Genomic DNA, 15223 nt, shown 5'->3' with positions numbered 1-15223 from the left:
CCCCCCCCCCCCCCCCCCCCCCCCCCCCCCCCCCCCCCCCCCCCCCCCCCCCCCCCCCCCCCCCCCCCCCCCCCCCCCCCCCCCCCCCCCCCCACGCCGGGTCGGGTATCGGCAGCGGGCGCTTCTCCAGGGCCGCCGCCATCACCTCGGGGAACAGGTCGGGGGTGCAGGCGAAGGCCGGGGCGCCGAGCGCGGCGAGCGCCGCCGCGTGCTCCCGGTCGTAGGCGGGCGCCCCCTCGTCCGACAGCGCGAGCAGCGCCACGAACCGCACCCCGGACGCCTGCATCGCGGCGACCCGCTTGAGCATCTCGTCACGGATCCCGCCTTCGTAGAGGTCGCTGATCAGCACGACGACGGTCTCGGCCGGCCGGGTGATCCGCTCCTGGCAGTAGGCGAGCGCACGGTTGATGTCCGTGCCGCCGCCGAGCTGGGTGCCGAAGAGCACGTCGACGGGGTCGTCCAGCTGGTCGGTGAGGTCGACGACCGCCGTGTCGAAGACGACGAGCCGGGTGCTGATCGACCGCATGGAGGCGAGGACCGCCCCGAACACCGACGCGTACACGACGGACGCCGCCATCGACCCGGACTGGTCGACGCAGAGGACGACCTCCTTGCGCACCGACCGCGCGGCCCGCCCGTAGCCGATCAGCCGTTCCGGTACGACCGTGCGGTGCTCGGGCAGGTAGTGCTTGAGGTTCGCCGCGATCGTGCGGTTCCAGTCGATGTCGTGGTGGCGCGGGCGCCGGACGCGTGCGCTGCGGTCCAGGGCGCCGGTGAGGGTGGCCCGGGTGCGGGTGGCGAGCCGCTTCTCCAGCTCCTCGACCACCTTGCGCACGACGGCGCGGGCGGTCTCCCGGGTGGTCTCCGGCATCGCCTTGTGCAGCGAGAGCAGCGTGCCGACCAGGTGCACGTCGGGCTCCACCGCCTGGAGCATCTCCGGTTCCAGCAGCAGGGAGGCGAGGCCGAGCCGGTCGATGGCGTCGCGCTGCATGACCTGGACGACGGAGGACGGGAAGTAGACGCGGATGTCCCCGAGCCAGCGGGCCACGGACGGTGCCGAGGCACCGAGCCCGGCCGAGCGGTCCCGTCCCGGCTGCGGCCGGTCCCCCTTGCCGTAGAGCGCGGCCAGCGCGCCGTCCATCGCCGCGTCCCGGCCGGACAGCGTGCATCCGGTGCCGTCCGCCTGGTCCCCGCCGAGCACCAGCCGCCAGCGCCGCAGCCGCTCCCGCGCCGGGTCGGCCGCCTGTTCCGGTGCCTGCGCCACTACCGGTACCGGTACCTGTGCCGGTCCCGGTCCCTGGCCCTGTGCCGGTCCGGCCGTCGTGTCCGTCATGTGCCCACCCCCGCGAGGCTCTCGCGTGCCTTCGTGTCCGTCCTGTCCGTGCCCTCGTCCGCCTCCGGGCCGAGCAGCAGCCGCAGCACCGGCAGCACGGCGTCGGCGCGTCCGGTGTCCGGTTCGGCGGCGAAACCGGGGACCGCGGCTGCCCGCGCCGTACCGTCCGCACGGCCGCCGGGGCCGCGCCGGACCAGTTCGCCGAGGGTTCTGCGCACCCCCGGGTCGTACGCCGCGAAGGTGCGCCGCAGCAGTGGCAGCACGTCGGTGAAGGCGTTCGCCGGCACCCCGCTCAGCCAGGTGTCGAGCAGGCCGAGCAGCCGCTCGTCGTGGACCAGCAGCAGCCCGCCCCCGCCGCCGGCGAACCCCTCGATCCAGGCGGCGGCATCGGCGGGCGGCGTGCCCGGTGACAGCGCGAACCCCATCAGCCGGGCCGCCTCCTCGGGCCGTGACGCGCCGTCGTCCAGCAGCAGCCGCGCCGCCCGCCCCCGGATGACACCGGGCACGGTGTCCCGCGACGAGAGCGCCCGCAGCACCGTCCGCCAGCGGTCCCGCAGGCCACTGCCGGCGCCGTGGCCGCCGGTGGGGCGCGTGGCGTCCCCGCGGGAGGCCCGGCCGTCGCCGCCCGCCTCCGCGCCGGGGGGCTCCGTGGCCGCCCCGGTCAGGCTCTCCGTCAGCAGGCCCACCGCGGTGTGGACGGCGTCCACATGGGCGCGCATCTCGTCCGCCGCGTCGGCGTCGAGGGCGGTGCAGGCCGGCGGCAGGCCGACGAAGACGCGCTCGGCGAGGCCCGCGGCGACCCCGGCCAGCGCCCCGGTGTCGGTGCCGCGCACGTCGCCGTAGCGCAAGGAGCGGACCAGGGCGGGCAGGGCCCGGGCGAGGTGGCCGACGTCCGTGTCGAGGGCGGCCCGGTCGGCGAGCACCCGCATGACCACGGGCAGCGCCTCCGGCAGTCCGGCCAGCAGGCACTGTTCGGCGAGCGCGGTGACGTCGGCCAGGGCGTGCGCCGCCGCCGCGTCCGCCTCGGCCCTGGCCCGGGCCGCCGCCCGTACGGTCGTCCCCCACACGCCCGCCTCGGCGACCCGCACCGACAGCTCGGGTTCCCAGCGCAGCCGCCAGGTCTCCCGGAAGGTGCCCGTACCGCCCCGGGACCGGACCGGCTCCCCCCAGTCGACGCCGAGCAGCCTCAGCCGGTGCAGCAGCCTGCTGCGCCCGGCGTCGGTGTCGCCGCGCAGGTCCAGCTCCAGGTCGCGCTCCAGTGCCTCGGGTCTGAGCCGCAGCGAGCGCTGCCGCCGGGCCAGGTCGCGCTGCAACGGCACGGCGGGCGCCGACTCCGGTACCTCGCCCAGCGCGTCCCCGACCACCAGCCGGTCGTGCACCAGCGCCAGCGGCACGTCCGAGCCCTCGCACAGCACCGCGCGCACCGCGTCGGTGGTCTCACCGAGGCCGGGCAGCGGGCGGCCCCGCAGCGCCGCCAGCGTCTCCGCGAGCCTGACGGCCTCGATGACGTGCGCGGAGGACACAATCCGGTCCTCCTCGCGCAGCAGCCCGGCCACCTTGGTCAGCCATCGCTCCACCGGCCGGTCGGGGGCCTGGAAGAGGTGTTCGTACCAGCCGGGCGACTCGATGCCGGCGCCGTACCCGCCGGTCCGGGCCAGCCTGCGGTGCGTCCACGGCACCCAGGTGACGTCGGTCCTGATCTTCGGCAGGCCCCGGAGCAGGGCGCGGTCGGCGGCGACGGTGGTCTTCTCGCGGAGCGCGGGCACGTGCCAGGCCCCGCACACCACGGCCACGGCGTGCCCGGACTCCTTGCGCGCCGCCCGCAGCCGCAGCCGCATATGGGCTTCGCGGACGAGGTCCCGGCGCCCGCCGGCGCCGTACCGCTCGCGCAGCGCGGTCATGGCCTCCTCCACCGCCGCGAACGGCGCGAAGGGGTCGCCGGCGCCCGGCCCCCGGTGCTCGACGACGTCCTCCCACCAGCGCTCCGGATCGTCGTACCCGGCCGCCTGGGCGAGCACGGCGAGCGGATCGACCCGGAACTCCTCGACGTCACCGGCACCACCGGAACCACCCTCCCGGTCCCCCGGCCCGAGCGCACGGCCGCCCGCGCCGCCCCCACACCCGTCCGGACCGCTCACGCCCGCGCCCGGACCGCCCACGCCCCCGCCCGTCCCGCCGTCGCGGCCCTCGGAACGTCGCCCACGGCCGTCGGAACCGCCCTCGCCGCCGTCCGGGCCGCGCCCCCGGTCATCGCGGCCGTCCTCGTCGCCGGCCGCGTCGTGCTCCGTTTCCTCCCGCCACGCCAGGGTGTGCGTGGCCGGCAGGTCGATGAAGCGGGCCGGGACGTCGTGTGCCAGGGCCCAGCGGATGGCCACCCACTCGGGGCTGAACTCGGCGAACGGCCAGAAGGCCGAGCGGCCGGGCTCGTCGACGGCGTGCGCGAGGAGGGCGACCGGGGGCCGCAGAGCGGGGTCGGCCGCCAGCGGGATCAGCGCGTCGGCCTCGGGCGGGCCCTCGACGAGGACGACGGCGGGCCGGGCGGCGTCCAGCGCGGCCCGCACCGCGCGCGCGGAACCGGGCCCGTGGTGCCGTACGCCCAGCAGCAGCGGCCCGGCGTCGTAGGCCGTGCCCTCCCCGGTGCCGGTCATGCGCCGGCCTCCCGACAGGCGCGGTAGAAGTCGGTCCAGCCCTCGCGCTCGCGCACGACCGTCTCCAGGTACTCCTGCCAGACGACCCGGTCGGCCGCCGGGTCGCGGACGACGGCGCCGAGGATGCCGGCCGCGACATCGCCGGGGCGCAGCACGCCGTCGCCGAAGTGGGTGGCGAGCGCGAGGCCGCTGGTGACGACGGAGATGGCCTCCGCGGTGGACAGCGTGCCGCTGGGGGACTTGAGTTTCATCCGGCCGTCGGCGGTGATGCCGTCGCGCAGCTCGCGGAAGACGGTGACGACCCGGCGGATCTCCTCGATGCCGTCGGGCGCGGCCGGCAGGTCCAGGGAGCGGCCGAGCTGTTCGACCCGGCGGGTGACGATGTCGACCTCGGCGTCGGCGCTCTCGGGCAGCGGCAGCACCACGGTGTTGAAGCGGCGGCGCAGGGCGCTGGAGAGGTCGTTGACCCCGCGGTCGCGGTCGTTGGCGGTGGCGATGAGGTTGAACCCGCGGACCGCCTGGACCTCCTCGCCCAGTTCGGGGACGGGCAGGGTCTTCTCGGACAGGATCGTGATCAGCGTGTCCTGCACGTCGGCCGGGATCCGGGTCAGCTCCTCCACCCGGGCCGTCATGCCCTCGGCCATGGCCCGCATGACGGGGCTGGGCACCAGGGCGTCGCGGCTCGGGCCGTGGGCGAGGAGCCGCGCGTAGTTCCAGCCGTAGCGGATCGCCTCCTCCGGGGTGCCGGCCGTGCCCTGCACCAGCAGCGTGGAGTCACCGCTGACGGCGGCGGCCAGATGCTCCGACACCCAGGTCTTCGCGGTGCCGGGGACCCCGAGCAGGAGCAGGGCGCGGTCGGTGGCGAGCGTGGTGACGGCGACCTCGACGATGCGGCGCGGGCCCACGTACTTGGGGGTGATCACCGTGCCGTCCGGCAGGGTGCCGCCGAGCAGATAGGTCGCCACCGCCCAGGGCGACAGCTTCCAGCGGGCCGGGCGCGGGCGGTCGTCCTGTGCGGCGAGCGCGGCGAGTTCGGCCGCGAAGGCGTGCTCGGCGTGCGGACGCAGCGCCTGCGCGGTCTCGTCGCGGTGGGGTGTGGCGGTCGTCGGTTCCGCGGACACAGTCATGGCTGAGGCCCCCTCCAGCTCGGCCGGTTCGGTTCTGGCATCCACCGTGCACCACGCCACTGACAATCGCTGTGACCTGCGCGAACGCGCTCGCCGGGGCGATTGTCAGTGCCGGGGCCTACCGTCGGTGGCATGACTGAGCAGGGGGTGCGCCGGACCACGGATCAGGTGCTGGCACTGGCGCCTGACGCCGCGTCACGCAAGGCGGGAAGCAAGCTCGGGGTGGCCGGGCCGTGGTCCGGGACCGGGAGCGGAGAGGGGGCGGTGTGGGGGCTGTGCAAGGGCAGTGGCAGCAGGCCGTACCAGACGGTGGTGGACCTGACCGGTCCGGCGTACAGGTGCGGTTGCCCGAGCCGTAAGTTCCCGTGCAAGCACGTGCTCGGCCTGCTCCTGCTGTGGGCGGGTGACGGGGACGTGGTGCCGGACGGCGCGCGGCCGCCGGACTGGGCCGGGCAGTGGCTCGCGGAGCGGCGCGGCCGGGAGGAGGCCGCAAGGACACGGGACGAGACGGGGCCGGCCGGCGGCCCCGCCGATCCGGAGGCGGCCCGGCGGCGTGCCGAGCGCCGGGCCGAGCGGATCACGGCGGGCGCGACCGAGCTGGAGCAGCGCCTGGCGGACCTGCTGCGCGGCGGCCTGGCCGCGGTCGAACAGGCGGGGTACGGCTGGTGGGACGAGACGGCGGCCCGCATGGTCGACGCGCAGGCGCCGGGGCTGGCCGCGCGCGTGCGGGAACTGGGGGCGGTCCCGGCGTCCGGCGCGGGCTGGCCGGCGCGGCTGCTGGAGGAGTGCGCGCTGCTGCACCTGCTCGACCGGGGCTGGCTGCGCCGGGACCGGCTGCCGGACGCCCTCGCGGCCACGGTCCGCTCCCGGGTCGGTCTGCCCGCCACGCCGGACGGCCCACCGCTGCGCGACCGCTGGCTGGTCCTCGCTCAGTACGACGTGGTGGACCCGAAACTGACGACGCGCCGGATATGGCTGCACGGCGCGGAGTCCGGCCGGACCCGGCAGCTGTTGTCGTACGGCGCGGCGGGCCGGTCCCCGGAGCTGTCCCTGCCGGTCGGCCTGGCCGTGGAGGCGGAGCTGACGGCGTATCCGGGCGGGGGCCGGGCCCGGGCCGCCCTGGGCGAGCGGTTCGCCGCGCCGGCCCCGGCCGCGTTCCGCCCGCCGGGGACGACCACCGCCGAGGCGGTGGCCCGGTACGGCGAGGCGCTGCGCGACGACCCCTGGCTGGAGTCGGTCCCGGTGACCCTGGGCCGGGTGGTGCCGGTCCCGGACGGCGACCGGTGGCAACTGGCCGACGCCGACACGGACACGGCCCTGCCGCTGACCGGGTCCGCCCGCTCCCGGCCCGGCCTGTGGCGGCTGGTCGCGCTGTCCGGCGGCGCCCCCGTCACCGTCTTCGGGGAAGCGGGCCACCGCGGGTTCACCCCGCTCACGGCGTGGCCGGAGGGCGCGGGCGAGGCGGTGCCGCTGTGCTGACCGGCCGTACGGACATCCACGGGCAGGCGGGCGAAGGGGAGGGAACGCGATGAACGGGACACCGGGCGGCGGGGACACGGCGCTACCGGACGGCACCTGGGAGGAACTGGTCACCATCGCGCTCCTCGGCACCGACCGGCGCGCCCCGGCGCACGTCCCGCCCGGCCGCACGGCACCGGCCGCGCTGCTCGACGCGGCGGCCGTGGCGACCGTACGGCGGCGGGCCGGGCTGCGTCCCGGGCCGGCGGCCCGCCGTCCCGAGCGGGCGCCCGCCGATCCGCGCCCGCCGCTGCCCGCGCCCGCGGCACGCCGGCTCACCACCCTGCTGGCCGATCGCTCCGGCGGCGCGGGCAGCGGGCGGCGGGGCAGCTCGCCGGACCTGATGGAACTGCTTCCGCAGTGGCTCGCGGCGGCCAACGCGCACGGGTACGCGGCGCCCCCGCAGGCCCTGCCCGCCCTGCTGGACGCGGCCCGCGGCCGCACCGACCTGCGTCCGGCGGCGCTGGCGTTCGCCGGGCCGCGCGCCCTGTGGCTGGCCCGGCTGAACCCGGACTGGCGGTTCGCCCTGCGCGCCGCCCCCGGCGGCGGCGCGGCGCTGCCCGACCCCGAGGACGCGGAGGCGGTGCGCCGGCTGTGGCAGGAGGGGCTGTTCGCGGAGCGGGCGGCGCTGCTCGGCGCGCTGCGCGCCCGTACGCCCGCGCGGGGACGGGAGCTGCTGGCGTCGACGTGGGCGTCGGAGCGCGCGGAGGACCGCCTGATGTTCCTGGACTCGCTGCGCACGGGTCTGTCGGACGCGGACGAGCCGTTCCTGGAACAGGCGTTGGGCGACCGCAGCCGCAATGTGCGGGCCACCGCGGCGGATCTGCTGTCGGCGCTGCCGGGCTCGGCGCTCGCCGCGCGGATGGCCGTACGGGCGAGGGCGTGCGTGGCCCTGGACCGGACCGGGGACGCGCCGGCGATCGTGGTGGAGGCGCCGCTCGCATGCGACGCGGACATGGAGCGGGACGGCGTGGTGGCCACGCCTCCGGCGGGCCGCGGGGAACGGTCGTGGTGGCTCGGCCAGTTGGTGGAGTCCGCCCCGCTGGGCACCTGGCCGGCGCGGCTGGGCGGCCGGACGCCCGAGGAGATCGTGGCGCTGCCGGTGACGGACGGCTGGCAGGGCGAACTCCACGCGGCCTGGTGCCGGGCGGCGGTCCGGCAGCGGGACGCCGCGTGGTCACGGGCGCTGCTCGGCTCGCCGTCGGCGCCGGAGGCGGGCGGCCCGGGGGCGGTGTCCCTGGCGGAGCGGGCGAAGCTGCTGGCCGCGCTGGAACCGGACCGACGGGCCGCGTGGGTGGCCGGGTTCATCGCCACGCACGGCCTGTCGGAGGCGTTCCAGCTGCTCGGGGTGTGCGCGGTGCCGTGGGCGCCGCCACTGGGCCGGGCGGTGGTGGACGCCCTCGACATCGCCCGGGACGCCGGCAGTTACCCGTGGAGCTTCAGCGGGGTGATGGGGCTGGCGGAGCGCTGCCTGGACCCGGCGGAGGCCACGCGTCTGGAGACGCTGCTCGCGCTGCCCGAGGAGCCGGAGGACGCCGCGCCGGGCGCCGGCGGGTACTGGGCGGAGGCGTTCATGCGGCTGGTCACCACGCTGCGGCTGCGGGCGGAGATGACCCGGGAACTCCGGCCGCCCGCCGGCCCGCGGGAGGGGGGCGCTCAGCCGCCGGACGCGGCCGGCTGACGGACGTTCTCCCGCACCCATTCCACGATCGCCGTGGTCGTCGCGCCGGGGGTGAAGATCTCCGCGACGCCCTTCTCCTTCAGCGGCGCGATGTCCTCCTCCGGGATGATGCCGCCGCCGAAGACGAGGATGTCCTCGGCCTCCCGCTCCTTGAGCAGGTCGATGACCGCGGCGAACAGCGTGTTGTGGGCGCCGGAGAGGATGGACAGGCCGATCGCGTCGGCGTCCTCCTGGATGGCGGTTCCGACGATCTGCTCCGGCGTCTGGTGGAGCCCGGTGTAGATGACCTCCATACCGGCGTCGCGCAGCGCCCGCGCGATGACCTTGGCCCCGCGATCGTGGCCGTCGAGCCCCGGCTTGGCGACCACCACGCGGATCGGACCGGCTGCCACACCCATCACTGCCTCCATCAAGCGACCACGGAAGCGATCGCTTCCGTTCCACCGACAAGTACCGCACTTTCGGCGCGTTCCGCCAGCGTCGAAGTGAACGAACGTTATCCCCAGCATTCCGCACCCGGCGGTTTTACGGTGCGCGGCGAGGGGGAAATCACATGGTGGGACATGAGGCACACGAGGGTCGAGGACGACCTTCGCGTGCCGACAGGAGGTCGGCCGATGAAGGTCACCGGAGCACTGCCGCTCTTTCTCCCGCTCTGCCGCCGTCTGTGGCCGGGCAGACTGGCCGGACTGTCCGTGACGCTGCTGCGGGCGACGGCCCTGGACGCCGCCGTCCTGGCGGGCCATCTGCTGCTCTATCCGACCGGCCTGATCCACGAACGCCACCCCGCCGCCCTGCCCGCCCCGGACGACGGCACCGCCCGGCTGCCGGTCCGCCCCGCCCCGCCGGTCGTGCTGCTGCACGGCTTCATCGACAACCGCTCGGTGTTCGTCCTGCTGCGCCGCGCCCTCGCCCAGCACGGCCGCCAGCGCGTCGAGTCCCTCAACTACTCTCCGCTCACCTGCGACATACGGGTCGCCGCGGAACTGCTCGGCCGGCACATCGAGGAGATCTGCGAGCGCACCGGCAGCGCCCGGGTCGACATCGTGGGACACAGCCTCGGCGGGCTGATCGCGCGCTATTACGCGCAGTGTCTCGGCGGTGACCGCCGGGTGCGCACACTGGTCACGCTGGGCACCCCGCACTCCGGGACCCGGGTCGCGCCGCTGGCGGACGCGCATCCGATCGTGCGGCAGATGCGGCCGGGCTCCGCGGTGATCGAGGAGCTGACCCGGCCCGCGCCCGGCTGCCGGACCCGGTTCGTGAGCTTCTGGAGCGACCTGGACTCGCTGATGGTCCCGCTGGAGACGGCCTGCCTGACCCACCCGGATCTCGACGCGCTCAACGTCCGGGTGACCGGCATCGGCCATCTCGCGCTGCCCGTGCATCCGGCCGTGGCGACCGCCATACGCGAGGCCCTCGACGCCCCGCACCCCGGGGACCGGCGCCCCGGCGGCCTCACCGTGGCCTGACGGCGTCCTGATACCGGCCGGGCGGCGCGCGGGCCGGCAGCGGAAAGCGGCACACGGGCGCCCGACAGGCCGTGCACAGCGGGCACAAAACGCCGCACGACCTCGAACATTCCTCGAACGCAAAGCCAAAGTCGCGTTGGGAGCCCCCGAAACACGGCCGAATGCCCGTTTACGGCCCACGCGAAACCGTCCGAAGATTGTCGCGCCCAGGTACTGCCGGGTACAGTCGCCGCACTGCTCTGGCAGCCCCTGTTGTCGAGGCGAAAGAGAAGTTGGTGAACGACCGTCACCCGTCGGGGACGATGACCACCCCGGCCCCGGCTTCCGACGCCTCCACCGGGCACTACGCGCCGTACGGAGCACAGGAAGCCTCCTACGACGACCTCACCACGTACGGCGGATATGACGCCACCGGTTTTACCGATGGTTCCGCGAGCACCACGGGCTTCCACGCCGACCCGCTCTTCGGCAGCCTCCCGGGCAGCGAGCCGACCACCGGCGCGTACGGCACCGCCCAGTGGCAGACCGGCACCGGCCGGCTCCCGGCCTACGACCCGTACGCGGCCCAGCACGTGGCCGCCTACGACTCCGGGGTCTACGACACCACCGCCTGGACCGTCCCCGCCCAGGCCACCGGAAACGATGTCAGCGGGCAGTGGGACACGGGCGCCTGGCAGCAGCCCGACCCCTCGGGCACCGCCGACTCCACCCAGCAGTGGGAGTGGGGCACCCAGACCTTCGACACGGGCGCGTACGACGCCACGCAGTGGAACTCCGCCGGGCAGGGCGCGCCGGCCGAGCCCGAGCGGGACGGCGAACCGTTCGACCAGCAGGCCACCGCGACCTTCGAGGCGGTCGGCACCCACGCCGCCGGCGACCCGGCCCCGGCCTTCCCGCACGAGCCGTACGCGGACACCGGGTTCACCGAGGCGGCCTCCGCCCCGGACGAGGCGGACGCCACCGGCGAACTGCCCGCCGTGAGCGTACTGCTGGACGGTCAGGAGGAGGTCACCCCGGTCCCGGCGGCCCGCGCGGGCTCGCGCGGCGCGGCCCGCTCCCGGCGCCGTACGCCCGCCAAGCGCTCGGCGCTGCTCACCGTCGCCGTGCCCTCGGCCTGTGTGATGGGGGTCGCGGGGATCGCCGCCGCCTCGGTCGGCGCGCTCTCCGACGACTCCAAGGAGACCGCCACCACCGCCTCGGACGCGCAGCCGGTCAAGCCGGCGGTCGCCAACAGCAGGCTGGACTCCCAGCTCCAGACCCTCTCCGCCGGCGCCGACGACTTCGCCGACCGGGCGAGCCGCACCCAGGAGCGGATCGACCTCAAGGCGCAGCAGGAGATGGAGAAGAAGAAGGCGGCGGCGGCGGCCGCGCTCAAGGAGCGGCTGCGCCCCAAGTTCGCGCTGCCGGTCGCGCAGCACGGGCTCAGCGCCTACTACGGCCAGGCCGGCATCAACTGGATGTCGGTGCACTCCGGCATCGACTTCCCGGTCTCCTACGGCACCACGGTGTTGGCCGCCACCGACGGCACCGTCACCACCAAGTGGAACAGCGCCTACGGCAACATGATGATCGTGACGGCCAAGGACGGCACGGAGACCTGGTACTGCCACCTGTCCAGCTACCGCGTCGCCTCCGGTACGACCGTCAAGGCCGGCGAGCCCATCGCCTACTCCGGCAACTCGGGCAACTCCACCGGCCCGCACCTGCACTTCGAGGTCCGGCCGGCGGGCGGGTCGGCGATAGACCCCCTGCCGTGGCTGCGCAGCCACGGCCTGGACCCCACCTGACCCGCGGGGCCCCGCTCGCCGGCGGGGCCCTTCTTCCGCGCGGCTACAGCTTCTCCACCGGCGCGTACCGCAGCAGCAGCCGCTTCGGCTTGGTGTCGCCGAAGTCGATCGTCGCCTCCGCGTTCGCGCCCGTGCCCTTCACCGCGACGACCGTGCCGAGCCCGAACTGGTCGTGGGTGACCCGGTCTCCGGCGGCCAGCGCGACCACCGGCTTCTCCGCCGTGCGCCGGGTGGCGAACCCGGACGCGCCCGACGCCGAGGAACGCGACCGGGTCGAGGACAGCGAGGCCGCGATCCCGGACGCCGGCGCCGCGGCCGTGGCCCCGGTCCGCTTCCACTCCACATGGGCGGGCGGGATCTCCTCCAGGAAGCGGGAGGGCGGGTTGTACGAGGGCTGGCCCCAGGCGCTGCGCATCGCCGACCGGGTGAGGTACAGCCGCTCCCGCGCACGCGTGATGCCCACGTACGCGAGGCGCCGCTCCTCCTCCAGCTCCTTGGTCTGGCCGAGGGCCCGCATGTGCGGGAAGACGCCGTCCTCCATGCCGGTGAGGAACACCACCGGGAACTCCAGGCCCTTGGCGGTGTGCAGGGTCATCAGCGTGATGACGCCGCCGCCGTCCTCCTCGTCGGGGATCTGGTCGGAATCGGCGACCAGGGCGACCTGCTCCAGGAAGTCGGCGAGGGTCCCCTGCTCGCCCTCCCCGCGCTCCTGCTCGAACTCCAGGGCCACGGCCGCGAGTTCCTGGAGGTTCTCGATCCGGGTCTCGTCCTGCGGGTCGGTGGAGGACTGCAGCTCGGCCAGATAGCCGGTGCGCTCCAGGACCGCTTCGAGCACGGTGGCCGGTCCGGCACCGGACTCGACGATCGTGCGCAGCTCCTCCATCAGCGTGTTGAACCGCTTGACCGCGTTGGTCGAACGCGCGGCCATGCCGTACGCCTCGTCCACCCGCTTCAGGGCCTGCGGGAAGCTGATCTTCTCGCGCTGGGCGAGGGCGTCGATCATCGCCTCCGCGCGCTCGCCGATGCCCCGCTTGGGCACGTTGAGGATGCGGCGCAGCGGCACCGAGTCCTCGGGGTTGGCGAGGACACGCAGGTAGGAGAGGACGTCCCGGACCTCCTTGCGTTCGTAGAAGCGGACGCCGCCGACGACCTTGTAGGGCAGGCCGACGCGGATGAAGACCTCTTCGAAGACACGGGACTGGGCGTTGGTGCGGTAGAAGACGGCGACGTCCGAGGCGCGCGCCTGACCCGCGTCGACCAGGCGGTCTATCTCGTCGGCGACGAACTGGGCCTCGTCGTGCTCGGTGTCGGCGACGTACCCGGTGATCCGGGCGCCCTGGCCGGCGTTGGTCCACAGGTTCTTCGGGCGGCGGGACTCGTTGCGCTCGATGACCGCGTTGGCGGCGGACAGGATGGTCTGCGTGGAGCGGTAGTTCTGCTCCAGCAGGATCGTCGTCGCGTCCGGGTAGTCCTCCTCGAACTGGAGGATGTTGCGGATCGTCGCGCCCCGGAAGGCATAGATCGACTGGTCCGCGTCACCTACGACGCACAGCTCGGCCGGCGGGATGTCGTACTCGCCCGGCGGGGTGTCCGCCTCGCCGGCGGCGCGCTCCCCGGTGCCGACGAGTTCCCGCACGAGGGCGTACTGGGCGTGGTTGGTGTCCTGGTACTCGTCGACCAGGACGTGCCGGAAGCGGCGGCGGTAGTGCTCGGCGACGTCCGGGAAGGCGCGCAGCAGGTTGACCGTCGTCATGATCAGGTCGTCGAAGTCCAGCGCGTTCGCCTCGCGCAGCCGCGACTGGTACAGGGCGTAGGCCTGGGCGAGGGTCTTCTCGAAGCCGTCGGCGGCCTGGGCGGCGAAGTCCTCCTCGTCGATCAGCTCGTTCTTCAGGTTGCTGATCTTGGCGCTGAAGGACTTGGGCGGGAAGCGCTTGGGGTCGAGGTCCAGGTCGCGGCAGACCAGGGCCATCAGGCGCTTGCTGTCGGCGGCGTCGTAGATCGAGAACGACGAGGTGAAGCCGAGCCTCTTGCTCTCCCGGCGCAGGATGCGCACGCACGCGCTGTGGAAGGTCATCACCCACATCGCGTGCGCGCGCGGGCCGACGAGCTGCTCGACACGCTCCTTCATCTCGCCCGCGGCCTTGTTGGTGAAGGTGATCGCGAGAATCTGGCCCGGGTGGACGTGCCGCTCGGCCAGCAGGTGGGCGATGCGGTGGGTGAGCACGCGGGTCTTGCCGGAGCCGGCGCCGGCGACGATGAGCAGCGGGGAGCCGGCGTGCACGACGGCGGCGCGCTGGTTCTCGTTCAGCCCTTCCAGGAGGGCCGCCGCGTCCAGCGCGGGGCGCGGGGCGCCGTCGCGGTAGTGGGTGTCCCGGTCCGGCGGCACGTCGAACTTCCCGCCGAACAGATCGTCCGGAATCGGCTCCGGAACGTGGTCGTCCTCGGGCGGCGGCGGCTCCTCCTCGTGCCCGCGGGGGGTCTGGAGGTCCGCCAGGAAGCTGTCGTCAAAGAGGCTGCTCATCGCTCTACGAGTCTAGGGCGCCCCACCGACAACCGGTCGCCGTCCCCGGAACATGGCCCGTTCCCGGGGTGGTTGATCTTTCCCGCGTACGGCGTGCCCCCGGCGGAAGCACCTGGTCACCGACGCGCGCACCGCCCTCAGGTCACGGAAATGTATCGGACATGGCGAGCATCGACCTTCACAGAAGACTCACGAGTTGGCAGGTTGCCGTCAGGCCGCACGACACCCTCTCCGGCGAACGTCGCCGGGCCGTACGGCCTCCGCCGAGTCCGGCGCCCCGCACGGCGCCCGGAGTCGGGGACCCACCGATCCCGGGGTGAATCGGCCGACTCCCGCCCGGGACGGCACCGTGGGGCGGCCCTTCCCGGAGTCCGCTCGCACCCATCCGGCAGGCGGCAGCACGGAAGGAGTCGGAAGTCCGCCGGCGTCACCCTCCCGCGCACGGCGTCCGCGCAGGCCGGCGCCGGCAGCCCGGTTCCGGCTGCCGAGGCCCGCGCCGGTGACCTCGTCTTCTTCCACGACGACACCGGACACGTAGGGCTCTGCACGGGCGACGGCATGATGATCCACGCGCCGAGGCCGGGCGCCTACGTCCGCGAGGAGCCGGTCTCCGCGCTCGGCGGGGCGGCCGTCCACAGCGTGGTCCGGCCGGGCTGACGCCGGGACGCGCCGGGGATCAGGTCCACAGGACGGCGATGAAGATGTTGGCCAGGGTCAGCAGCCCGACCAGCCCGAAGATCCCCTTGTCGATCCGCTCCTCGTCGCGCTTCACGTAGACCAGGCCGAGGATCACGACCAGCAGGGCCAGCTTCACCCCGAGCTTGACGTTGTTGAGGTGGTGGTCGTCGGCCTGGTTGAGCCCGACCAGAGCCACGCCGGTGACCAGCATCGTGATCGCGCCGTGCAGCATCCCGGGCACGAACCGGGCCGTGCCCCGGCCCATCGCCTTCATCTGGGTGAGGAAACCGCCGAGCAGCGCGGCGATGCCGATGATGTGCAGGCCGACGAAGAGATGGATGAGTACGTCCATGGAGCCGGAGCCTAATTCGTTGCTAAGAGCCCCCGGGGTGGCAGGGTGCCGTTCCTGGGGTGTTCGAGTGGTGAGGGCCGTCACGCCTCGTCGGAGCTGGGCTCGC

10 protein-coding genes and 1 pseudogene are annotated in these 15223 nt (G+C 74.7%); 5 read left to right on the top strand and 6 right to left on the bottom strand.

What is annotated here, in order from left to right; all coding sequences use genetic code 11:
* The 3 genes from ACZ4W9_RS39845 to ACZ4W9_RS39835 all read right to left on the bottom strand — a co-directional run.
* Positions 1 to 1333, bottom strand: a 1333-nt coding sequence (locus ACZ4W9_RS39845) for a VWA domain-containing protein (RefSeq protein WP_467944136.1), incomplete at its 3' end; no start/stop codon positions are given.
* Positions 1330 to 3981 (bottom strand): DUF5682 family protein, encoded by a 2652-nt coding sequence (locus ACZ4W9_RS39840; protein ID WP_467944135.1) that lies wholly within the window; start codon positions 3979 to 3981, stop codon positions 1330 to 1332. The genes ACZ4W9_RS39845 and ACZ4W9_RS39840, both read right to left, overlap by 4 nt.
* Positions 3978 to 5108, bottom strand: coding sequence for an ATP-binding protein (locus ACZ4W9_RS39835; RefSeq protein WP_467944134.1), 1131 nt, complete (start codon positions 5106 to 5108; stop codon positions 3978 to 3980). The genes ACZ4W9_RS39840 and ACZ4W9_RS39835 overlap by 4 nt, the downstream gene beginning before the upstream one ends.
* Before the next feature lie 132 nt (positions 5109 to 5240).
* On the opposite strand from ACZ4W9_RS39835, the gene ACZ4W9_RS39830 reads away from it, so the two are divergent.
* Together ACZ4W9_RS39830 and ACZ4W9_RS39825 are read left to right on the top strand one after the other, a co-directional pair.
* Complete coding sequence (locus ACZ4W9_RS39830) at positions 5241 to 6587, top strand: SWIM zinc finger family protein (RefSeq protein ID WP_467944133.1); 1347 nt, start codon at positions 5241 to 5243, stop codon at positions 6585 to 6587.
* Positions 6588 to 6636: 49 nt separating this feature from the next.
* Positions 6637 to 8307, top strand: a complete 1671-nt coding sequence (locus ACZ4W9_RS39825; protein ID WP_467944132.1) for a DUF5691 domain-containing protein — start codon at positions 6637 to 6639, stop codon at positions 8305 to 8307.
* Here the strand turns inward: ACZ4W9_RS39825 and ACZ4W9_RS39820 are convergent.
* Complete coding sequence (locus tag ACZ4W9_RS39820; protein WP_318201819.1) at positions 8283 to 8705, bottom strand: cobalamin B12-binding domain-containing protein; 423 nt, start codon at positions 8703 to 8705, stop codon at positions 8283 to 8285. The two genes, ACZ4W9_RS39825 and ACZ4W9_RS39820, sit on opposite strands and share 25 nt — an antisense overlap.
* Positions 8706 to 8924: 219 nt before the next feature.
* Here ACZ4W9_RS39820 and ACZ4W9_RS39815 point away from each other — a divergent pair, with 219 nt between their 5' ends.
* A complete protein-coding gene (locus ACZ4W9_RS39815) occupies positions 8925 to 9779 on the top strand; it encodes an esterase/lipase family protein (protein WP_467944131.1) in 855 nt (284 codons plus the stop codon).
* A 275-nt stretch (positions 9780 to 10054) separates the two neighbouring features.
* Positions 10055 to 11566 (top strand): M23 family metallopeptidase, encoded by a 1512-nt coding sequence (locus ACZ4W9_RS39810; protein ID WP_467944130.1) that lies wholly within the window; start codon positions 10055 to 10057, stop codon positions 11564 to 11566.
* A 43-nt stretch (positions 11567 to 11609) separates the two neighbouring features.
* Here ACZ4W9_RS39810 and pcrA read toward each other — a convergent pair whose 3' ends face one another.
* Positions 11610 to 14087, bottom strand: a complete 2478-nt coding sequence (gene pcrA, locus ACZ4W9_RS39805) for a DNA helicase PcrA (RefSeq protein WP_467944129.1) — start codon at positions 14085 to 14087, stop codon at positions 11610 to 11612.
* A gap of 150 nt (positions 14088 to 14237) precedes the next feature.
* Here pcrA and ACZ4W9_RS39800 point away from each other — a divergent pair.
* Positions 14238 to 14624: pseudogene (locus tag ACZ4W9_RS39800) on the top strand (NlpC/P60 family protein); the annotation flags it as partial.
* Between the two features lie 139 nt (positions 14625 to 14763).
* Here ACZ4W9_RS39800 and ACZ4W9_RS39795 read toward each other — a convergent pair.
* Positions 14764 to 15117: a hypothetical protein gene (locus ACZ4W9_RS39795; RefSeq protein ID WP_467944128.1), complete on the bottom strand. Its 354-nt coding sequence runs from the start codon at positions 15115 to 15117 to the stop codon at positions 14764 to 14766.
* Positions 15118 to 15223 lie beyond the last annotated feature (106 nt).

Source organism: Streptomyces sp. NPDC029296 (assembly GCF_055569255.1).
This window is presented reverse-complemented; position numbering and strand designations above follow the sequence as displayed.